A 20777-nucleotide genomic window follows, 5' to 3' on the forward strand; every position below is an offset into this window, starting at 1 on the left:
AGACCCGATTATTCTGTCGTTTGTTTTCAAATGCTCATCTAAAGGTGTACACGAAATAACTAACGGATGCGCAATCAATCTTATTAGCGGTCAAGGAGAAGTGTTTGCTGATAACTGTATGGTCGAACCAGTAAAAGCTGTAATTAAAAGGAAATAATCATGACTACACACGAACTAAAAATTAAATCAGAGTATTTTATGGATGTTGTAAAAGACATAAAAAAGGCTGAAATACGCTACAACGACCGAAATTACAAAGTCGGAGATATTCTAAAGTTGCATGAGATTGATGAGCTAGGTAATCGAACTGGCAATCAATGTAGCGTTATTGTCTCTCACATTTTAGATGATGCTGAGTATTTGAGGGATGGTTATGTAATGCTGAGCATTGACGTAATATACTGATTTATGTAGAGGAATTAGGCGAATTATGAATAGTAATACTCTAAAGAAATATCAAACTCAATTACAAAAATTAAAAGCGAAGCAAAGCGTTGTCAAAACAGAATTAACAGATTGTCAGCATCGCTATAACTCAATCAAAAATGAAATACTCGACGTACAAACAAAGATAAATGAACTATCACGTAATAATAAACTAATAGTTAGCGAACATGCAACAATTAGGATATTAGAGCGCATGTTTGGAATAAATTTGAGCGAAATACACGAGCAAATAATTGCTGAGATTTTGCCAGTTTATACAAAACTAGGGGATGGTTTATTTCCCGTTAAATGTATTGGTTTGCGCGCTGTAATAAAAAACGGCGTGATAGTAACAGTTAAATGAGGAGAACAATTATGACAAAACAATTAAAACCTTGCCCGTTTTGCGGCAGTGAATATTTATTCATTGATGAGATTGATTATAGACTCAATGAAGATATTCCTGAGCATCTCAGAGATGCTATTTGTTTCGCTGTGGTTTGCTATGATTGTAATGCAAGAGGTTGCGAAAAAGATACTGAAAATAAAGCAATTTTGGCTTGGAATTCAAGAATCAGCAAATCACAAAAACATATCAACGAAATTAAAGCGCAAGCTATTGAAGAAGCCGTAAAAAAAGCTGATAACGAAACATACATCGGAGTTGTCGGTAGTGATTTTCCGCCACAAAAACAATATAAAGCTGAAATTCTAGCATTTGCTGATAGCTTAAGGTTAAAACATGAATAAATACAGACAATTACGTAGTTTATTTATTGATGAGAGATGAGAAAATTATAGGAGTAAATAATGTTAGAGTTAACAGAAAAACAGAAACGTGTATTAAACGCAATAAAAGGGTTTATTGATGCCAATGACTACCCACCCACTCGCTCAGAGATGGCTAAAATTCTTAATTACAGGTCGGCTAATACAATAGAACTTTTTTTAAAATCCTTACAGGAAAAAGGATATATAAAAGTGCTCAAAGGAACAGCAAGAGGCATTATTATTAATAAAGAGGTATAAGCATGGGTGAATCAATTATATTAACAGATGATGAACTACATATGTTAACAGGCAAAAAAAGAAAAAAGTTACAGATAAAATGGTTAAGAGAAAACAAGTTCTGCTTTCATGTCAATTTGCTTGGTAAGCCAATAATTCTACGTTCATCATTGAATCAAAAGGTAATCGTTGAACAAAAACAACAACAAGAGCCAGATTTTGGAGCTTTAAATGGCAAGGAACCGTAAAGACAAAAAAGACAATATCCTCCCTCCTCGTGTATCAAAAAATAAATATTCATACTACCTCAAAACAAGAGAAAACAAGACCGTCACACTAGGCTCGATAAATATGAGCATGGTGGAACTATGGGCAAAGTATGAGGGCGTTATTGCTGAACAAAAAGAGGAAATGACGTTTAGTAAACTGTGGAGTACGCACTTAAATAGCGCTGCTTTTCATAAACTGTCATCACGCTCACAAGAAGATAAGTTGCGAGGAGCTAAAAAAATATTACCTGTTTTTGGACATATAAACGTTAATAATATTAGACCTGAACATATAAGACGCTACATGGATATCAGGGGTGAGCAAAGCAAAGTACAGGCAAATCACGAATTATCTTATATGTCGGTGGCGTTTGGCTGGGGCTATGAGCGTGGGTATTGCAAAATAAATCCGTGTTCTGGGGTTAAAAAATTCAGCATTCAAGCGAGAGATAAATATATTGAAGACATAGAGTATTACACAATTTATGATGAAGCGATCGATATACTAAAAGTGGCCATGGAAATATCGTATCTGTGCGCAGTTCGGGAGGGTGATATATTTAAACTTAAGCACAGCCAAATACTTAAAGAGGGTATTTACATAAAACAAGGCAAAACAGGAAAACGGCAAATCAAACAATGGACAGAACGACTAATGGACGCAATTAATTTAGCTAAAAAACTGTTCCCCCCATCCTCCCCCGACTCTCTCGTGCTACAAAATAAATCAGGAGGTAAGCTAATCCAGAAGACATTTAATTCATATTGGTTAGATGCAAAGCGAAAAGCAGAAGAAAAGCTGGGCAGAAAAATCAATTGCACATTTCACGATATCAAAGCTAAAGCTATTTCGGACTACGACGGAGCAACTAAAGATAAACAGCTATTTAGTGGTCATAAGACCGAGGCTCAGGTTAATACATATGACCGAAAAGTGAAAATAACACCGACGTTAAACCCACCCAAAAAAGAAGATTTATTCTAACTGTATATTCTAAGTTAATTCTAAGTGTTGATGATTTTAAAATTACAATATTTTATCTTATTGATTTTACTTATTATAAATGGAGGCGCGTCCCGGAGTCGAACCGAGGTAGACGGATTTGCAATCCTTAACTTACACATTAAAAAACAACAACTTATAAATAAATCAATATTTTACAATGTCAATAAAGGTCTTTAATGGTCGATAAGGGGCAACTCGACCGCCATTTTACCGCCATTTTTAGCGTTTAATTAGTGGATTTAATGCCGCTGCTTCCTCTAAGTGATCGGGTGCAAAGTGAGCGTAACGCATTGTGACTTTAATATCAGTATGCCCAAGTATTTTTTGTAGTACCAAGATATTGCCCCCGTTCATCATAAAATGACTAGCAAAAGTGTGGCGTAATACATGAGTTAGTTGTCCGTCGGGCAAATCAATGCCGCACTTCTCAATCATTTTACGAAAGTATTTATCACTAATAGTACATTTAAATAGCTTGCCCTTTGTCTTTGGTAATTCGTTTAATAGCTCTTGGGTTATCGGCACTGAACGATTACGCCGCCCTTTAGTTTTGATAAATGTAATACGACCGTCTTTTATTTGTGACGACGTCAGATCGCATATTTCAGACCAACGCGCCCCAGTTGATAGCCCAATTTTTACCTTTAACAGCAATTCTTTATCGGTGCTTAATGCAGATTCGGCAAGTACGGCATCGATTTGATCGGACGTAAAGTATGCCATTTCTTGTTCTTGGGTTTTAAACTGCTTAATATTGTCTAAAGGATTGGGCTTATTCCACTCACCAAGTCTTTTTAATTCATTGAATACAGAACGGAAATAAACTAGTTCCAAGTTTAAGGTTCGTTTTGAAACAACCTGCTTAGACTTTACCCGGTATATTTCACCGCTTAACCGTTTTTGTCGGTAATTAGTAAAGTCCTTGGCAGTAAAATTATCGGCAAGCGGATCCCCTAGGCTTTCACAAATAAAGTCTAATATCCGCTTTTCTCTCTCGCCGTCTTCTAACGTTTTGCCGTGTGATAAATACCAAGTATTAACCAAATCAGACAAACGCCGCCGATCTTGCTTTTCAGCAATCCAAGGCTTGGTAGCTGCTTGTTCTTCGATATAGCTTTCATAAGCAAGCGCTTCGCCTTTAGTTGCGAACGTCTTACGGATGCGCCTGCCGCCATCTAAATATTTTTCAAACAGCCATTTGCCGTTGGATTGCTTGCGTACACTCATCCCAGAATTTTAGCCTTTTGTGCTTGAAATTCTTCTTCTGTGATAATGCCCTTTTCTTTTAATGATGCTAAACGTTCTAATTGTTCGAACGGGTCATTATTATTGGTTGTGGGTTGTTGGGCGTGGTTGTTTGCGCTTTGTTCTTTGCTTTGTTTTAGTGCTTCTATTGCTTGCTTAACCATGTTAGTAAACGGTACAACGCCTTTTTTTGAGACGTTTTCGACCGTGTACGTGTGTCCGTCTGCGGCGATTGTTATTTCACCTGATAGTAATTTGGTTTCTCCGCCAACAGATGAGATATGGCTTAGATCTAATGCAACTTGTTTTAGTCCAAAAAGCATGCCTTTATCTAAAAATATTACCCGATGATTGGTTAAAATAATCAGCCATGTTTTACCGTCCATTTTCCCCGACGATATAGCGATCGGTGTTTCGCCCGGCATAGCGATTTGCGGAAAGTGTAAAAATTCTTTTTTAGTAAAAAAACCGTCATCATGAGATATTTTTTTTAATCGTTCAAATTCGGCTAATAATTCAGCTTTTGTTGCTGTTTTATAATCAATCATTTTATTTCCTTCCTCTTTTTTATTATTTATTAAAAATACTACTCTTCAATAACTGATACTCATCATCAGTAATAGCACCACTGTTTTTTAGTGCTGCAATTCGTTCTAGTTTTTCCAACGCTTCGCTTGATAGTTCAATTGATTTTTTTTCTGTTTTGATACCGTCGATATTGGGTTCACCCTCGCCCGTGCAAAGCCACTTCAAATCTGCACCAGTATCTAATATGCATTTAATTACAAAATCAGAGGGAAACGTATTTCTTTGAACCCTACTACCTATAACGCTGGCCGTAATATCCCATCTATCTGCTAGTGATTTAACAGTTTTTAATTTATAGGCAGAAAGAATTCTGTTTATTACGTTTCTACTATTATCAAACTTAATCATTTTTTTTCCATAAACTAAAAACGCATTTCGATGTCTTTTTATATTGACAACGCAATACGATGTGAATTATTATTAAAAAACGCAAAACGACACAAAAAGAGTGTCAATAAGAGTCAATAAAGGTCAATAATTCCAAAAAGGACATAATGCACTATGAGCGAACCGATTTCAATAACTTTAAAGTTTGGACCTTGGGTAACTGTCGAACGCTATGCTGAGCTTTCCGGTTTACCTCTTGAAACAGTTAAAAAATACGTCAAAAAAGGGGATCTTCCGGTCAAGAAGAAACCTGTTTCAGAAAAATCAAGCCGTACCCGTACGCTGATTAATATGTTCGATATCTCAGCGGGTGCGGCAATGGAAAGTAAAAAACGAATCAATTTAATTTTTGAGGTTTAAGCAATGGCTAACTCATTCTATTTAAAAAAGACCACGCAGCAACCAACCCCGATCGATATTCAAATCAACATGCACAACCCAAGGGGTTGGATTGAGAAGTCAAACGGGCAAGTAATTAAGTTGTATCAGCCGTTAATAGGTGATGAAGATGAATGTAGCACAAAGCACTCAAACTATTGAGCCCCGCAGTTTTTTGCGTGAATTTCACCAAATATTAAGCGGTAAGCGCAGTTTGGCCAGATCGGCTTTTAACAATTTAAAACCTGGGCAAAAACGGTTGTTACTTAGTGCGTCGGGCATCGAATTGCGTACAACGGAAATTTATAACGTAGATAGTCAATTTACACATGCGTGGGAAATGAATTACGACAACCTAACAGATAACGAAATTGACGATCTGAAAAAAGGCTTACGTCGGTTGCAAGCGATTATTGATGCATTCGCATTATGTGAAGAAGAAGATTTTAAAAAAGAAACTAAATACAGGTGGTAAAAATGGACATGACAACATTATCAGGCGATGCATTATTGCAAGCCTTAACTCAAGCAAAAGAAGAAACAAAAAGCGGACTCTGTGACGTATTCACGGCAAAGCTGGAACGCTTGGCGGCTTTTATTCGAACTTATGACTTAAGCCCGACCCAGTCAGCCGACCTTTTAGAACAAGAAGCCGAAGTCATGCGGTCAGGGCAACGGGGTGACTTCTAATGGCAGATTTAGCAGATATAGCACAAGCACACATTGAAACAGTTGCCGCCGCGGCTGTGAAAAATGCAAGTGCAAAGGTTTACACCGGCAAATCATCACTTTATTGCTGTGAATGCTGCGAGCCAATACCAGAAGCAAGACGTGACGCCGTGCCGGGGTGTAGTTTGTGTGTTTATTGTCAGCAGATTTTAGAAGCAAAAAGGTAAGCACGGAATCTGACAAATAAGAATATTTCAATTAAACAAAAGGGGGCAATCAGCCCCGAATCTTTTAAGGCTCAAAAAATGTGTGTAGAAAAATCCTTTTTAAAATGGGTCGGCGGTAAAGGTCGGCTTATTCCTCAGTTATTACCTCACTTGCCAGACGGAAAGCGGCTAATAGAGCCGTTTGTTGGGGCGGGTAATGTGTTTATCAATACAAATTATAGTAGCTATATATTAGCTGATAAAAACCGTGATTTAATTAATGTTTATCGCTGGCTACGTGATGATTTAGCCGGATTAATAAATACCACTCAATCATTATTTGATAGTGACATTGATTTTTATGAAGTTCGCTGCCGCTTTAATTGCAACATAACGCAACCGCTCACGTTAGAACGTGCTGCTGAGTTTATCTATTTAAATCGCCATTGCTTTAACGGTATTTGCCGTTATAACCAGAAAGGCGAATTTAATGTACCGCACGGCAAATATAAAAAAGTTTATTTCCCAAAAACTGAACTAATCGCATTTAGCAATAAGCTGATCTCCGTCCCAGTTACATTAATGGCGGCAGACTTTAGGGCTGCGATCGAAATGGCCGAGGATGGCGACGTTATTTATTGCGATCCGCCGTACATCTCAGGCACTAAAAACGATATTTTTACTGGCTACACCCCTCACAAATTTAATTACCCGGTTACGAAATTGTTACGTGATTTACTGGTTCATGCCGTTAGACGTGGAGCAACTGCGATCGTATCAAACAGTAACAACGCTATAGTAAAGGGTATTTTTAGTGATTTCGAAATCTACGAAATCGACGCACCTCGTTCAGTTGCGGCAAATGGTAACCGCAAGACTGCAAAGGAAATTATAGGCGTATTAACGCCGGATATGGTTTAGAGGCTAGACAATGAAACTACATAACTTAAAAATTCAAACAGAACATTTTGAAGCGATTTTAGCAGGAAGAAAAACAGCAGAATTACGTATCAACGATCGTAATTATAGCGTCGGCGATGTGCTGTATTTATATGAGTTTGCTAATGGCAATTATACATGCCGCAAAATTCGTCGATACATTTCTCATATATTAGAAGATGAAAAATATCTACAGAAAGGCTATGTAATGCTTAGTCTTGTCAAAGATGTCAGTTAACACCAGCACAAGAATAACATGACCACAATCACGCACTTACCACCAATCAGCAACAGGGCTAAATCTGCCCTGTTTTTGGCTATGCGTGATTTTTACGATACCGTCGGTAAATTTTTGCCGACAAAATACATTCAACCAAAATCACAATACGCCACAGCCCGCAGACCGCCCAAGGATTTAACAATTATTGAGCGCCCGTTATGGGAACAGATACCGCATGAGTATGATTATTTTCACCCGTATTTTAGTGATTCCCCTTTGTTTATTGGCAGGTACTTCGCTAGAAAATACTTAACACTATATCAAGAAAAAGGCTCAAAAGTTGCTAATACCTATTTACGCACTTGTGGGCTAACTCGTTGCACCGAAGTACAGCAGCAATACGCAATCGAAAATGCCGGAAAAAGTCTGATTGTTCAGGAATTTTATAAACAACTATCGATATTGCCGACGCTGGATAAAATCGACGTTGAAGAGTTGGGCGGTAAGATTGCTGGCTATATGCACAATTTAATTATTAAATTTTTAGAAACTGATGAATTTAAGTTATCCAATAACGACCATGAATTAGCTATCTATAAATTTGCATTAGAGCAACTAAAGCCGTTAAAAATTACAGCCCCCTATTTTGCTGATTATAAAAAAAATGAAATCAGTGAACAGCAAATTGTTATCGCGCTAGCTAAATTATCAGATGATAAGTGGTGGAAAAGCAAGTTAAAGCGACGATGGGCTTTTCAACGTGAACACTTGGCTATTGCTGCCGGGCAAGTCCAGAAATCCGCAAGCCCGTACGCAAGCCGTACTTGCATTGGCGAATGGAAAGAGCAAAAAAGGAAAAATCGGGAATGGCTCAAAAATCAATGTATAGAAAATACTGAAACAGGCGAGCAATTTGAACTTGTTTTACAAGTCGATAAATCCAATGCTAACCCTGCAATCCGCCGTTGTGAGCTTATGGTAAGAATGCGAGGCTTTGAAGATATTGCTGATGAATTCGGCTATGAGGGGGCATTTATAACATTGACTGCGCCGTCAAAATATCACGCTGTACACGCCAAAGGTGGTTTTGTTCAAAACTGGAACGGCGGCACACCCCGAGATACGCAGCGTTATTTGTGCGGCGTCTGGGCAAAAATCCGAGCAAAACTAAGCCGCGAAAATATTAAAATTTTCGGCTTTCGTGTTGCCGAGCCGCATCACGACGGTACGCCGCATTGGCATATTTTAGTTTTTATGCTACCGAAACACAAACAGCGGGTTTATGAAATTATGCAAACTTATGCGCTAGAAGAAGACGGCAGCGAACAGGGTGCGCAGCGTGCTCGCTTTAAGTTTGAAAATATCGAAAAAGAGAAAGGTTCGGCAACGGGCTACATTGCCAAATATATCTCTAAAAACATTGACGGTTATCAACTTGACGGCGAGGTCGATGACGAAACTGGGCAAAATCTAAAAGAAATGGCGAAGAACGTAACGGCTTGGGCTAGCCGCTGGGGCATTCGTCAATTTCAGCAGATCGGCGGCGCACCAGTAACCGTGTGGCGTGAACTGCGTCGACTCGGCAGTCAAAAAGTCGAAAGCCCAGCTATTGATCCGGTTTTGGCCGCAGCCGATGCGGGCGACTGGGCAGCGTATACGCAGCTACAGGGAGGTGCGATGGTTCAGCGCAAAGACCTGCGGGTCAGAATTTCGTACGAGGACGAGCAAAATCAATTCGAGGAGACTATACAAAAAATAAAGGGTGTTTTTTCGCCGCTGGTTGGTGCTGCGTCATTTATTTGTACGCGGCTAATTAAATGGGCTATTGTCTCTAAAAATAGGCGCGAATGCGCCCCTTGGAGTTCTGTCAATAACTGTACGCAGGTTAAAAAATCACCGCAGGACGATCAGCGTGAAGAAATTAGAAAACAATTGAAAATAATTGGCTTGCCAGATGATAATTTCACCATTAATAAGCTTTATTTGCGAGAGAGTATAAAAATTAGTGAAAGTCAGTATTTAAAATTAGATAACACGTTAGATGGTGTGCATCTCATCGTTAGCAATTCGCCAAGCCGATTTAAAAAGCCGATTAAAAATGATTTTGTTGAGTTTGATTTTTAATTAACTTAATTAACTAAGGAGTAACAAAGTGACAACACCACCGAATAAGCCTTTAATCAGACCTGTGCCTCGATCAGTGTCTCTTTTGACTCTTATTAATGAATTAGATTCTTTGCAGTTTAAATGCAATTGTTCGTTAGAGAAGATGCAAGAAGCGCTAGAACATTTAAAGGCAATCAATGAGAAAGTTGACAATAAAACTACAATCGATATATAGTAAAAATACGTTAGCAAAATCTAACGTCAAGATTGGCATCTTGTTAGTTCAACGACGTATAAGCCGCGTCAGCGGTATTTTTATGCGTGCTTAGTCATACCTATTCTATGGTGGACTGAGCGAGGGCTTCGAAAGGAGCGCCGTTTCGTTGAGCGGTAATGCCAACCTTGTTCAGTTCGCCGCCAATATTGGCATGTTGGTGGTGATAGTTTAAACATTATCAACGGATAAAATACTATGAAAAACTTTAACCAACTTACAACAGTTGACACATCAGAAAACGTTATCATCCACCTTAATAATTTTGCAAAAATCGAACAGGCCGAAACAATTGCCCGTAATTGCATCAATGCACATTCAACCCCCACCGATTTCATGGTGATAATTTGCTGTATTGCGGATTTGTTGCATTCAGTAATAGAACAATATGAATAAAACTGAGTGAATTTTTTTGGTGGTAAACTCAATTTTGCTCAGTTTACCACCAACTTCTTTACATAGTTTTATATAATAAAAATCAGATAGTTAGACATTGATCACATTTTTTTAATTTTTTCTTGCCAAGTGATAGCTGTATAAATATACTGTATATATGTACAGTTATTAAAGGATGAAAGAATGGATCAAATAACAATAAATAGCATTAAGTTAGAGCAAGCCGAATTTTTAAACAAATTAATGATTGATGCTGAGTTATCAAACAATGATATAAAAATCGGCTTATGTTTGTTGCATGAAATATTATTAAAAATGAAAGATATTGACAAAACCAAAACTAAACGGGATTAATCACATCAAAAGCTAGCTGTGAGTGATTGCTCCGGCTAGCTAAGTAAGCATTTAATCTATCTAGTCCTTTCGCGCTTGGACTTAACACTCTGTCAAATTCCGATTTAATTCTAAACGTCAAACCACACTCAGGATCTGAGCATGAACAATATTGATAATTTAGCAGTTTGTGGGTGCGGGCGGTTTTTGTGATTCGGGCTTTTTGGCCACATTCAGGACATAATAAAAGTGGAGTACGGCTCATGTTATCCCCTAGTAAGTTCTACACGAGCCAATTATAACATATTTTAATCAGTTGGCGGGATAATTACTTCAAAATCAAATAGTAATCGATTAGAAAATGGTGAATTAATGATGTCTTGATCGTTGTTCACTGAATCACGAATTAAATCCTGTAAAACCTTGGTTTCAGTTGCCATATAATTCTTGCGTAACTTTGTAACATCCCCCGTATTTGAGCCGTTAGCCGGAATAACACCCGAAAGGCCGGCGGGGAAACGATGCGCATTTAAAAGGTCCTGCGCTGAAATGTTCTTGATGTTTGCAAATTCATCTTTTGCCGAGTTTAGATCGCCAACCGGTATCAATTTTATACCGTCGGGACTTCCCTCTGGGATACTTACAAACATATTTTTAAAGTTACCCACCCCTTTAGAATTTTCTATCCTTTCTTTTATTTCATTTTCGACTTCATCGGTGATATTTGGGTCATTAACGTAAAAAATATAACCCATGTGCGCCCCGTTATTATAATAACGACGGCGGAACATAGTGGATTCACTGTTTAACATGGCACTATTTACGCCACCCAAGTAATCAGGTAGACCATAAACTTGTTGCTGTGTGTCGGGCATTTTTACTTGAATTACATCTTCAACTGGGTAAATAATCGTTTCATTTTTATTTGGAAAAACAAAGCCGGTTATTTCGTTTTCATCATCGTTTTTTTGTGCTCTGACATATAACGACATAAGCGGCGATAATCCGACTACATGACCAAACGCATTACGCAGCTTTAGCAGATAACAATCACCGAATATAATTAGATCTAAAAAAGCCGACATAGCTTGCATATTGCTTAATCCGCCACTTTTGTACGTGCTTAGTAACATGTTACGCCTTGCTTGCACTATTCCGCCGTGCTGTGCGTTAATATTCGGTAGTTGTGACAGGGCGAGCCTATCGATTGGGATCGTATAACAATCACGTTCATATTCATTACGGGCATTATGATAATAAGTTAGGTCAGTTAATACGGTTTCCGGCCGTTCAAATGCAATTGAACTCATTCGAGCGGTTTTTTGTGCTTTTTTTCGTTTAAACAGATTTATCATTTTTGTAATACCCATTTTGATTGACGTTTTTTAGTGTTGTTTAATGGTTCATTAAATACCGCGTGCGCTATAGCAAAAAATTCGTCGGCGTGTCCTGTTTGTTCTGTCCTGCTAGCGGCATATGTGATCTGATTTGATTTGGCCGTGGCTTGTTGTTCAATTGACATAAACGCCGTGATTAAGGTTTTTTGCTCCTCGTCCCATTCAATTCGCCCCTCCTCGACAACATCGACCATTTTTAAAACCAATTGATTTTTGATATTTACGTTATAGTGAATATCTCGAACTTCACGCCGTGCAAACTCTTTAATATGTTCATAAACACCGTAGCCGATCCCGGTTATATCAATGCCGATATAAGTAATATTGAACTTGGCTTTAATTTTTTTAATTTCGTTGGCCATATATTTAAAGTTCATACCCCGCCATTGATAAATAGCTAGCACTCGGAACTTTTCATCAGGATGTAACGGCGGTGCAACTAGCACAAATGTAGCGTTGTCACGTGTTCGGCTCGGGTCAAAGCCCGCCCACACTTCACGATTTCCAAATGGCCGATCGGCTTTTAAGTCTAAATCTTGCCATTTGCTTGCATCAGTAATGCATTTTTGTAATTTTTCAAAGTCAAAAACGCCCTTGCCACTTTCGGCAAATTTACAGCAATACAGAATTTTAAAAGCTTGGGCGCTGTTCGAATCTTTTAGATCATCAATGTCAACTTTATCAAAACCGAGGTTGATTGCATCTTCCATCGTGATAAGTAACCGCCAAAATTTGTCTGGGCAGATTGTGCCATTCATGCGCAGCGTTTCATCGGCCGGGAAATCGATATTTTTACGTTTTGGCGATCCGTCTTTCCATTCTTCGCCTGACCACAATTTGTGGCACGGGTGATCGATTGTGCTAGGCGTTGAAAATAACGTTATTCTAAAATCGCCCAATGTCGCCATCGCTTTAGCTCCCGTGTATAACTCAATGAATTTAGCCATCCAGAAAACTTCGTCAAAATAGACATTACCGCTATAACTTTGTGCTGTGCTTACGTTATTTGCACATAAAATCAAATTTGCATGATTGCTTAATGTGATAAAGTCACCGCCCTTTATTTCAACGTTAAAAAATTCATCGGCGATCCGCTTTATGTACATTGAAAAAACCCGGGCTTGGGCTTTTGATGATGAAACAAATATCTGATTATTTCCAGTTAGTACCGCATCTTCAAATGCTTCAAAAGCAAAATAGAACGTAAAACCGATTTGGCGGCTTTTTAAAATAAAGCGATAGCGTGACGCTTGCTTATGTTCTCTAACATAAAGCTGGTGCGGATATAAACGTGTTTGCGCTACTTCGTCAAAGTTTTCTTTGGTAATGCCTGATATGTCATTTTTTCGGCGGCGGCGTGGCTTTTTGACTGATTTTTCATTTTGTTGTTGTAAATTTTGCCCGCTGTGGGCATTAATATTATCTGTAGTTTCAGTTTGCTCTTGTTTGTGCTGTGTTTTAGCCCGTACGTTAATTAATTTGATATGCTGCGCTACCAGATTCTCGATCTCTCGCAGCTCTAACTCGTTTTTATTATCTCGTCCGATCAGTAATGCTAGTCGTCGATTAATTGCATCTTCTACCGATTCTTCACTTAATAGCAACGACCATTTGTACTTTTCTGCCCAGTAGTAAACGATCCGGACGTTTTTTAAATGTAAGGATTTTGCTATCTCTTTTGGCGTATGCCGTTTTAGATATAGTGCCTGCGCCGCGTTAATTAATTCTGAATTATATCTCACGTAACTACCTCTATTTTTTAGATGATAGTATTGTCCTTTAATCAACTGAGACAATCATTAACCCCTTTTCGGAAAAGGGTTTATATCCGAAACGTATCAAGTGCAAACCAGCTTGCTAGCCGTTAACATACTCACATCATTTAAATCAATTCAACAAAATTAAAAATATGGCAGAAATCAAAATCAGTGATTGGTTATGCATTGCCCGGGAAGGCAAAACAATCGACGGGCGAGAAATCAAGCGAGAATGGCTCGAAAGCGTTGTAAAAAATTATAGTGCAGAATTATATCAAGCATTGGTTTGGTGTGAACATGAAGAGCCATTTTGGCGGCAATTTTCTGCTAACTTAGGCACAGTTGAACAGTTAAAGTTAGAAGAAAAAGATGGAAAACTAAAATTAATGGCTCGCTTACGTGCTAATGCTATTTTTCAATCAATGAATGAACAGGAACAGAAAATCTATTCATCAATTGAAATTTTGCCCGATTTTCCAGAAGACGGAGATTTTTATCTTGTAGGTTTAGCTGCCACCGATCAGCCAGCAAGCACTGGAACTTCCCGGATTGCATTTTCAGCTAATAAAAAGGGTTTTAGATCTGAGCCAGTTTTACTATTTAATTCTGAAAAAAAGAGTCACTCAACAAGTAAAAAAATTAATTTATCAAAACTCACTAGAAGAGAGAATTTTAGCATGACACAAGACGAAATTGATGCGCTATTAGCTGAAAATGCAGAAGCTAAACAGCTAATACAAGAGCTACAAGAGCAGGTAAAAACATTAATGGAGCAGTTAGAAAGCGGCAATACAGAAGAAGCGCAAGAAACTGCCGATGATATTCAAGAGCAAGCTGAACAAGCAGAAGAAAGCCTTGACGAAGTACAAGATATTGCTGAAAGCGCGGAATTCTCAAAAATAAAAAAAGAAATTCAACAACTTAAAGCGGAAAACAAAAAATTAACTGAAAGATTTAATGTGCTGATGAAAACGCCAACTACTGCAAAACCGGCGATTGGTTCACAAAATTTTGGCATTGACTTGCATTAATTAAGAACGGGATAAATAAATGTTAAATAAAAAGGCTGAAAATTTAATACAAAAATATTGCACGGCGTTGGCGCAGCAAGCTGGCGTTTCGGATGTTACTCGTCAGTTTTCACTATCTGATCCGATGGACACACGGCTACGTGAAGCAATTTTACACAGCACCGAATTTTTACAGATGATTACTTGTTTTGATGTCGATCAATTAGCGGGGCAAGTTGTTGTAACGGGAACATCTCAATTATTAACGGGTCGCACAGCCGGCGGTCGATTTATTCGTAAATTAGGCGTTACTGGCAACAAATACGCATTAAGCGAAACCGATTCTTGCGCAGCATTGGACTGGGCAACGCTTAGCGTTTGGGCGAATTCTGGCGGTGAAGGTGAATTTTTTCGTTTGATGCAATCGTTTATTGATAAACAGTTTGCGCTAGATATGTTAAGAATTGGTTTCAATGGTACTAGTGTTGCATCAACATCTGATCCTGTCACGTATCCGAACGGCGAAGATGTAAATAAGGGATGGCATCAAATTGCTAAAGAATGGAATGGCGGTTCACAAGTATTAACGACTCCAGTTACTCTGGGTCCGGGCGGTAGTTACGAAACATTAGACGCTATGGCTTCTGATCTTGTTAATCATCTGCCAGTTGAGTGTCGTAACGATCCGGATATCGTGATTTTAATTGGTAGTGATTTACTGGCTCGTGAACAATTTAGATTATACAGCAAAGCGGATACACCAACTGAAAATCTCGCTGCAGCCCAGCTTGATACGATTATCGCAGGTAAAAAAGCGTTTGTACCGCCGTTTATGCCCGGTAAGCGAATTGTAGCTACTACGCTTAAAAACTTACATATCTACACGCAAAAAGGTTCACGTCGCCGTGCTGTTGAAGATGTACAAGATCGCAAGCAATTCGAAAACAAGTATTGGCGCAATGAAGGTTATGCATTAGAAGCACCAGAATTGTACGTATCGATTGATGAAAGTGCTATCTCATTCGTTTAATTAACCACGCCGCTAGTTATCTAGTGGCTCAACAAAGGTTTTTATATGACAGTTGTTTTATCACCATTTCAGCAACACCGGGAAAAAGTTGCACAAATCAGTCAAGAAAAAGCGGTGTTGGTTGATTCAAAAAGTAGCTTGCATATTGTTAATGCTGAGCTTGAACGTGATATCGAATACTTGCGTACTTTTGGTAGCGACATGGCAGAACGCAACAAATATAAGTTGAGTGTTGTGCTACCGAAGTGGCTGCCGGTTGCTGAACGCTATTTATCTGAAGGCAAAATTTATCAAAACCCAATTTTAGTCTGGTGCATCGTTTGGTTGTTCGACACGCAACAAATCGATCAGGCACTAGCTTGGGCTGAAATTGCTATAGAGCAGAATCAGAACACGCCAAAAAATTGGAGCATGAAACTGCCGGGGTTTGTTGCCCGTGAGATGTTTGATTGGGTCGAAACAACGGCAGCAAGCGGGCATTCTGTTGAGCCGTATTTTAGTCGAGTGTTTGAGCTAGTTAAAAATAAGTGGCGATTATACGAATCAGATAAAGCGGAATGGTACAAGTTTGCCGGATTATATTTACTTCGTGACGAAGAAGGAAAGCCAAGAGCCACAGCTGTAGAAGATGTTGAAGTATTAAAACAAGCGCAAGAGTTATTAACTCAAGCACAAAATATTTATGGAAAAATCGGCGTTAAAACAATGCTAACTAATATTGAGCAACGAATTAACGCGCTGAGCAATTAACAGACTACACGCAACCACCAGTGCCCAGCAAATGAGAATTAAGTATTAATTTGCTGATATTCAAAGTTTGCGTACGGGCACTTTTTTAAAGGTATTTTTATGTTTAGCGGTCAAGATTTTAATCAATCAGTAATTATCATCAACAATGACGGCTTCTGGCCTGATTTGAATTTATCTGAGTTTCAGATTGATAGAGCTATGTCGCCAAACATTAACGATCGTTTACTGCGTGATGCAATTGTATCTGCTGTTGTTGAAATTAATTTAACGTTAGAACAGTACAAAAACAAACAAGTGGCAAACGGTATTACGAGCGCCGAAAATTGCGGAGTAATCAGTGTTGAGGGCGTCTCTTCAACAGTGATTATTTATAAAAAAGCCGTTTTTGCACGAGCTAAAGCCGATCTGATCGGTGAATTTGTCAGTATTGCTAGTCGAGATGACAAAATCGGCGAAAGTCAAAAAGAGATGAGAGCGACATTATTAGCAGAAAGCACAAGAGAAATACGTAAATTACTAGGTTTGCGTCGTTGCGGGGTTGCATTGATATGAGTTTGATCACTGAATTAACCGAGTTTCTAAAAACGAATTTACCGCCTGCGGTGTACCGCGGCCAGAAATTTAGTTCATTTATGGACAATTTAGAAATTGATCGCGTGTTTAAGCTGATAACAAAACAGCCGGCGGAGCAACTTTTATGTGCAAAACTGAAATACGATGCGGTAATAACATTTGACGAATTTCCGTACCGGATTTATGACCCGTGTTTGATTTTTGCTTTAGTGATGTGCTGGCTTGAAAGTAAGAATCGGGACGATGCGCAGTTTGATAATGTCAATCCGGACATTGACGTATCAGAAAATGACGAACAAACCGCTTACTTAATGATTGCTGTACCGCTATCAGAAGATATCACGCTGATCGAAGATGAAAGCGGATCAATACCATATAAAGGTAAACGTTACAAGCTCGGGCTTACAAGCGTTTGGGTGCACCCGGAGCAGGTGAATATTAATGCAAATTAGTGGCGAATTAAACAAAGCCCAACTAAAAGAATTACAAGAAGCTATTAAAAAGCTTGAGATGCCGCCCAAGAAAAAACAACGTCTTTTGTGGCGTATAGCAAAGCTGGGAATGATTCCGGCAATAAAACGGAATATTAAAGAACAGAAAGATTTTAATGGTTCTGGTTTTAAAGAAAGGAAAGGCAAGCGTAAAAGCCCACTTTTGAAAAAAATAGCTAAACATATAGTAGTTAGAGAAATGCCGGCGATTGAAGCGGTGAAACTCTATTTTAAGGGACATTATAAAAGCACGTCGGATAAAAATATCCCGATCGGTGTAGTTGCTGATGTGCAACAAAATGGGCGAACAATTCGACAAAACGCCACGCAGTTTAAAAAACAATCAAATAGTAAAAAAAAAGGTTCAATTACAAAAAAACAAATAAAGAAGTTAAGAGAGCTAGGGCATACGCATTCAAACGGTAAAAAAGAAGTTAAATCATCTGCGAAGTGGCTTCGAGATAATTACTCTCAAGCACAGGCGGGGGTAGTAATAAAAAAAATGGTCGATGAGCTAGTTAAGCAATTTTGGTCAGTAAAAATTCCTAGCCGTGCGTTTATGGGCATAACTGATAACGAATTTTCCAAAATATTAGAACGACAACTTAAAAACATTAGCTTTGGCTGGGATGTAAAAGCCCAAAACATAAAAAGAGGTAAAAATTAAATGACTTGGCCAACAATTACAATTAATCAACTTAATTTGTTACAAGGCGAAACCGACGAAGTAGAACGCCGATTTTTGTTTATCGGCAATGCCAGTAAAAACAAAGGGCAAATTATTTCAGTCAATGCACAAACTGATTTTAACGGCGTGCTGGGTAATGAAGATGGCGCGCTAAAAAAAGGCATATTAGCGGCATTAGAAAATGCCGGACAAAACTGGTTTGCCAGTATTGCTATTTTAAACGACGGCCAAGACTGGACTGATGCTGTAATGCAGGCTCAAAAAATCGGATCGTTTGAAGCAGTTGTTTACGCAGAAAGTATCAATACTAAAGCCGAAATCAACAAGGCCATCAGTTTGCGCAAGAATTTAATTTCAAAGTATGGTCGCTGGGTTCGGTTTATCCTTGGTGTAGAGGGGCTACAAGCTAAAGAAACTTGGGCAAAATATGAATCCCGGTTAGCAACACTGCAAAACGGTATTGCTGAATACGCAATTACACTTGTACCAATGATCTGGGGTAATGAGCCTTTTGTCAATGCTGGGCGTTCATGTAATCGCTCGGTAACCATTGCTGATGCGTTAGCACGTGTTAAAACGGGCGCAGTGAGCAACCTCGGTTGTGATGAATTGCCAGTTGATTCCGCAGGTGTGGAATTGCCATTAGCGACTTTGCAAACACTAAATGCAAATCGGTACAGTGTGCCAATGTGGTATCCAGATTACGACGGGATTTATTGGGCGGACGATCGCACATTAGACGTTGAAGGCGGTGATTATCAATCAGCAGAAACAGTACGCGTTATCGATAAAGTCGCCCGAAAAATTCGATTATTGGCAATCGCTAAAATTGCCGACGCATCATTCAATAGCTCGGCTAATTCGATAGCCGTACATCAGCAATACTTTGCTAAGCCGATGCGTGAGATGTCAATCACATCGCAGATTAACGGCATCGAATTTCCGGGTGAAGTTAAAAAGCCCAAAGATGGCGACATTGTGATTACGTGGAAAACACCTAAAACAGTTGATATTTATGCAGTTGTGCGCACGCGTGATATTCCGATGCAAATCACTATCAGTCTGATGCTTGATGCATCCTTAGATCAGTAATCAGGAGTAAAAAATGGGTTCAAGAATTACAGGGAAATCGTTTGACGTCAATTTTGGCGGTGAATTAATACAAGTTAAAAGTGTGACATTGACTATCACTGATAATAGCGCCGTTGCATCAACTAACGGCGTGCCCGATGGGCATATCGCTGGATCAGTAACAGCAGAAGGCTCTATCACGCTGACTAGTAAGTATTTTAATAAGTTGGTAGCGATAGCTAGAAGTTTCGGATCGTTTCGTGCTATGCCCGCATCTGATTTTATGTTTTATGCAGATACTGGCGACGAATCACAAAAAATAGAGGCGTTCGGCTGTAAGTTGAAAATTTCGGATTTATTAAATGCAGATAAAAGCGGCGATGATGAAACTACGCATACTATCGATTACATGGTGACATCCCCCGATTTTGTCAGCATTAACGGGGTGCCGTATTTGTCCGCAACTGATACACGCAATTTATTAAATTATTAATGGGTTATAACAATGACTAATGAAGAATCATTATTAGTAAAAATCGGGCTTGTAGGCTTTATGCTCGGTGTAGCTAAGCTGCTCGCTGGTGACGAAGCGATCACTTGGAGAAAAGTTATTGGGCGAGCGTTGCTAGGTACTGGTTCGTCTCTTATTTCCGGTTTAATAATGATTCCTCACCCAAATGCACCTCAGCTGGTTGTCGTTGGCGCGGCGGCGTTGCTCGGTATTCTTGGGCACTCACTGATTGAATGGGTTGTTATTACTTACATTGATAAAAAACAAAAAGGAAAAAATTAATGAATTTATCAGCACACTTTAAACGCTCAGAATTTGCATGTAAATGCGGTTGCGGCTTTGATGATGTAAATCCACTTTTAATTGATGTATTAGAAGATATTCGTGCTCATTTTAATGCTCCTGTTTTTGTTAATAGTGCATGCCGCTGCAAAAAACATAATCAAGCCGTTGGGGGTAAAACCAGTAGCCAGCACGTGCTCGGTAACGCTGCTGACATCAGAGTAAAAAACGTTCCGCCGTCTGCTGTTGCTGATTATTTAGATGCAAAATGTCCGGAAAATTTCGGGATCGGTCGATATCGCACATTTACCCATGTTGATGTTAGAGCAGTAAAAGCTCGATGGGGATCGAATGAGTAAATACAAACTGGCGATTATTGCAGTGTTGATTTTTTGTTTTGGTATTTATTTTTCATCGTTACAACATGATAGCAAATCACTAAAACAAATAAACCAGCTAAATTTTGAAACACAGCAACAACAATCAGTTATTAACAATAAATCGCAAGAGCTAGAAACTAAGTTAAATCAGGTAAAAACGTATGAACGACAAAATAACAAGAAAGCGCAGACCGCTAGCAATGTTGCTAATAGCGATTGCATTAGTCGTGATTTTGTCGAGCTGTTCAACAAACAAACAGCAGATTACGAGCAAATTTTATCAACAAAACACATTAACAAAGTGCGTTGAAATATTGCCGAAAATTGAGAACAACTCAGCTACCGCAATACAAAATGCACTAATTGAATGGCGCAGCATTTATATCG

At 38.8% G+C, this 20777-nt stretch carries 32 protein-coding genes; 26 read left to right on the forward strand and 6 right to left on the reverse strand.

The window, feature by feature from the left end:
- The first annotated feature begins 159 nt into the window (after positions 1 to 159).
- From A9G40_RS02190 to A9G40_RS02215, 6 genes are read left to right on the forward strand one after another with little or no spacing between them, the layout of a single operon-like run.
- Positions 160 to 405, forward strand: coding sequence for a DUF3850 domain-containing protein (locus A9G40_RS02190; protein ID WP_065581715.1), 246 nt, complete (start codon positions 160 to 162; stop codon positions 403 to 405).
- 25 nt (positions 406 to 430) lie between these two features.
- Entirely contained in the window at positions 431 to 790 is a 360-nt protein-coding gene (locus tag A9G40_RS02195) for a hypothetical protein (protein WP_065581716.1), read from the forward strand.
- 11 nt (positions 791 to 801) lie between these two features.
- On the forward strand, positions 802 to 1176 hold the full coding sequence (locus A9G40_RS02200) for a Lar family restriction alleviation protein (protein ID WP_065581717.1): 375 nt from the start codon (positions 802 to 804) through the stop codon (positions 1174 to 1176).
- 60 nt (positions 1177 to 1236) lie between these two features.
- Positions 1237 to 1455 (forward strand): hypothetical protein, encoded by a 219-nt coding sequence (locus A9G40_RS02205; protein WP_065581718.1) that lies wholly within the window; start codon positions 1237 to 1239, stop codon positions 1453 to 1455.
- Between the two features lie 2 nt (positions 1456 to 1457).
- Entirely contained in the window at positions 1458 to 1682 is a 225-nt protein-coding gene (locus A9G40_RS02210; protein WP_065581719.1) for a DUF4224 domain-containing protein, read from the forward strand.
- On the forward strand, positions 1666 to 2688 hold the full coding sequence (locus A9G40_RS02215) for an integrase (RefSeq protein WP_065581720.1): 1023 nt from the start codon (positions 1666 to 1668) through the stop codon (positions 2686 to 2688). The genes A9G40_RS02210 and A9G40_RS02215 overlap by 17 nt, the downstream gene beginning before the upstream one ends.
- Before the next feature lie 240 nt (positions 2689 to 2928).
- On the opposite strand, the gene A9G40_RS02220 is transcribed toward A9G40_RS02215, so the two are convergent.
- From A9G40_RS02220 to A9G40_RS02230, 3 genes are read right to left on the reverse strand one after another with little or no spacing between them, the layout of a single operon-like run.
- On the reverse strand, positions 2929 to 3936 hold the full coding sequence (locus tag A9G40_RS02220; protein WP_065581721.1) for a phage integrase: 1008 nt from the start codon (positions 3934 to 3936) through the stop codon (positions 2929 to 2931).
- Entirely contained in the window at positions 3933 to 4502 is a 570-nt protein-coding gene (locus A9G40_RS02225; RefSeq protein ID WP_065581722.1) for a PH domain-containing protein, read from the reverse strand. Before A9G40_RS02225 ends, A9G40_RS02220 begins: the two co-directional genes overlap by 4 nt.
- 22 nt (positions 4503 to 4524) lie before the next feature.
- A complete protein-coding gene (locus A9G40_RS02230; protein WP_065581723.1) occupies positions 4525 to 4890 on the reverse strand; it encodes a helix-turn-helix domain-containing protein in 366 nt (121 codons plus the stop codon).
- 153 nt (positions 4891 to 5043) lie between these two features.
- On the opposite strand from A9G40_RS02230, the gene A9G40_RS02235 reads away from it, so the two are divergent.
- From A9G40_RS02235 to A9G40_RS14880, 9 genes are all read left to right on the forward strand, one after another.
- Positions 5044 to 5289 (forward strand): hypothetical protein, encoded by a 246-nt coding sequence (locus A9G40_RS02235; protein WP_065581724.1) that lies wholly within the window; start codon positions 5044 to 5046, stop codon positions 5287 to 5289.
- 148 nt (positions 5290 to 5437) lie between these two features.
- Positions 5438 to 5782 (forward strand): hypothetical protein, encoded by a 345-nt coding sequence (locus A9G40_RS02240; RefSeq protein WP_065581725.1) that lies wholly within the window; start codon positions 5438 to 5440, stop codon positions 5780 to 5782.
- A gap of 2 nt (positions 5783 to 5784) precedes the next feature.
- Positions 5785 to 5997, forward strand: coding sequence for a DUF2732 family protein (locus A9G40_RS02245; RefSeq protein ID WP_065581726.1), 213 nt, complete (start codon positions 5785 to 5787; stop codon positions 5995 to 5997).
- Positions 5997 to 6203: a TraR/DksA C4-type zinc finger protein gene (locus A9G40_RS02250; protein ID WP_065581727.1), complete on the forward strand. Its 207-nt coding sequence runs from the start codon at positions 5997 to 5999 to the stop codon at positions 6201 to 6203. Before A9G40_RS02245 ends, A9G40_RS02250 begins: the two co-directional genes overlap by 1 nt.
- A 78-nt stretch (positions 6204 to 6281) precedes the next feature.
- Positions 6282 to 7103 (forward strand): DNA adenine methylase, encoded by an 822-nt coding sequence (locus A9G40_RS02255; protein WP_065581728.1) that lies wholly within the window; start codon positions 6282 to 6284, stop codon positions 7101 to 7103.
- Positions 7104 to 7113: 10 nt separating this feature from the next.
- Positions 7114 to 7359 (forward strand): DUF3850 domain-containing protein, encoded by a 246-nt coding sequence (locus A9G40_RS02260; protein WP_065581729.1) that lies wholly within the window; start codon positions 7114 to 7116, stop codon positions 7357 to 7359.
- Between the two features lie 18 nt (positions 7360 to 7377).
- On the forward strand, positions 7378 to 9465 hold the full coding sequence (locus tag A9G40_RS02265) for a replication endonuclease (RefSeq protein WP_065581730.1): 2088 nt from the start codon (positions 7378 to 7380) through the stop codon (positions 9463 to 9465).
- A gap of 454 nt (positions 9466 to 9919) precedes the next feature.
- On the forward strand, positions 9920 to 10117 hold the full coding sequence (locus A9G40_RS02275) for a hypothetical protein (RefSeq protein WP_065581732.1): 198 nt from the start codon (positions 9920 to 9922) through the stop codon (positions 10115 to 10117).
- A 183-nt stretch (positions 10118 to 10300) separates the two neighbouring features.
- Positions 10301 to 10471 (forward strand): hypothetical protein, encoded by a 171-nt coding sequence (locus tag A9G40_RS14880; RefSeq protein ID WP_176700425.1) that lies wholly within the window; start codon positions 10301 to 10303, stop codon positions 10469 to 10471.
- On the opposite strand, the gene A9G40_RS02280 is transcribed toward A9G40_RS14880, so the two are convergent.
- The 3 genes from A9G40_RS02280 to A9G40_RS02290 are packed head-to-tail and all read right to left on the reverse strand — an operon-like array spanning position 10458 to position 13589.
- Positions 10458 to 10715 (reverse strand): ogr/Delta-like zinc finger family protein, encoded by a 258-nt coding sequence (locus A9G40_RS02280; RefSeq protein WP_065581733.1) that lies wholly within the window; start codon positions 10713 to 10715, stop codon positions 10458 to 10460. The two genes, A9G40_RS14880 and A9G40_RS02280, sit on opposite strands and share 14 nt — an antisense overlap.
- A gap of 43 nt (positions 10716 to 10758) precedes the next feature.
- Complete coding sequence (locus A9G40_RS02285) at positions 10759 to 11805, reverse strand: phage portal protein (RefSeq protein ID WP_081302121.1); 1047 nt, start codon at positions 11803 to 11805, stop codon at positions 10759 to 10761.
- Positions 11802 to 13589: a terminase large subunit domain-containing protein gene (locus tag A9G40_RS02290; RefSeq protein WP_065581735.1), complete on the reverse strand. Its 1788-nt coding sequence runs from the start codon at positions 13587 to 13589 to the stop codon at positions 11802 to 11804. The genes A9G40_RS02285 and A9G40_RS02290 overlap by 4 nt, the downstream gene beginning before the upstream one ends.
- Before the next feature lie 167 nt (positions 13590 to 13756).
- Here A9G40_RS02290 and A9G40_RS02295 point away from each other — a divergent pair, with 167 nt between their 5' ends.
- From A9G40_RS02295 to A9G40_RS02345, 11 genes are all read left to right on the forward strand, one after another.
- Positions 13757 to 14635, forward strand: coding sequence for a GPO family capsid scaffolding protein (locus tag A9G40_RS02295; protein WP_065581736.1), 879 nt, complete (start codon positions 13757 to 13759; stop codon positions 14633 to 14635).
- Between the two features lie 19 nt (positions 14636 to 14654).
- Positions 14655 to 15644, forward strand: a complete 990-nt coding sequence (locus A9G40_RS02300) for a phage major capsid protein, P2 family (protein WP_065581737.1) — start codon at positions 14655 to 14657, stop codon at positions 15642 to 15644.
- A 45-nt stretch (positions 15645 to 15689) separates the two neighbouring features.
- Positions 15690 to 16394 carry a phage terminase small subunit gene (gene gpM / locus A9G40_RS02305; RefSeq protein WP_065581738.1) on the forward strand — a complete coding sequence of 235 codons (705 nt, stop codon included), beginning with the start codon at positions 15690 to 15692 and terminating at the stop codon, positions 16392 to 16394.
- A gap of 99 nt (positions 16395 to 16493) precedes the next feature.
- Positions 16494 to 16946 carry a head completion/stabilization protein gene (locus A9G40_RS02310; protein WP_065581739.1) on the forward strand — a complete coding sequence of 151 codons (453 nt, stop codon included), beginning with the start codon at positions 16494 to 16496 and terminating at the stop codon, positions 16944 to 16946.
- The gene (locus A9G40_RS02315) at positions 16943 to 17419 is read left to right on the forward strand and encodes a phage tail protein (protein ID WP_065581740.1); all 477 of its coding nucleotides are present in this window, start codon (positions 16943 to 16945) and stop codon (positions 17417 to 17419) included. The genes A9G40_RS02310 and A9G40_RS02315 overlap by 4 nt, the downstream gene beginning before the upstream one ends.
- Positions 17409 to 18125: a hypothetical protein gene (locus A9G40_RS02320; RefSeq protein WP_065581741.1), complete on the forward strand. Its 717-nt coding sequence runs from the start codon at positions 17409 to 17411 to the stop codon at positions 18123 to 18125. Before A9G40_RS02315 ends, A9G40_RS02320 begins: the two co-directional genes overlap by 11 nt.
- Complete coding sequence (locus tag A9G40_RS02325; protein ID WP_065581742.1) at positions 18126 to 19238, forward strand: DUF2586 domain-containing protein; 1113 nt, start codon at positions 18126 to 18128, stop codon at positions 19236 to 19238.
- Between the two features lie 13 nt (positions 19239 to 19251).
- The gene (locus A9G40_RS02330; RefSeq protein WP_065581743.1) at positions 19252 to 19710 is read left to right on the forward strand and encodes a phage protein; all 459 of its coding nucleotides are present in this window, start codon (positions 19252 to 19254) and stop codon (positions 19708 to 19710) included.
- A gap of 12 nt (positions 19711 to 19722) precedes the next feature.
- Positions 19723 to 20010 carry a hypothetical protein gene (locus A9G40_RS02335; RefSeq protein WP_065581744.1) on the forward strand — a complete coding sequence of 96 codons (288 nt, stop codon included), beginning with the start codon at positions 19723 to 19725 and terminating at the stop codon, positions 20008 to 20010.
- On the forward strand, positions 20010 to 20369 hold the full coding sequence (locus tag A9G40_RS02340) for a D-Ala-D-Ala carboxypeptidase family metallohydrolase (protein WP_065581745.1): 360 nt from the start codon (positions 20010 to 20012) through the stop codon (positions 20367 to 20369). The genes A9G40_RS02335 and A9G40_RS02340 overlap by 1 nt, the downstream gene beginning before the upstream one ends.
- Positions 20362 to 20700: a hypothetical protein gene (locus tag A9G40_RS02345; RefSeq protein WP_065581746.1), complete on the forward strand. Its 339-nt coding sequence runs from the start codon at positions 20362 to 20364 to the stop codon at positions 20698 to 20700. The genes A9G40_RS02340 and A9G40_RS02345 overlap by 8 nt, the downstream gene beginning before the upstream one ends.
- Positions 20701 to 20777: the final 77 nt, after the last annotated feature.

This window comes from Gilliamella sp. Nev3-1, from assembly GCF_001690435.1.
In the GTDB taxonomy this organism is placed as follows: domain Bacteria; phylum Pseudomonadota; class Gammaproteobacteria; order Enterobacterales; family Orbaceae; genus Gilliamella; species Gilliamella apicola_C.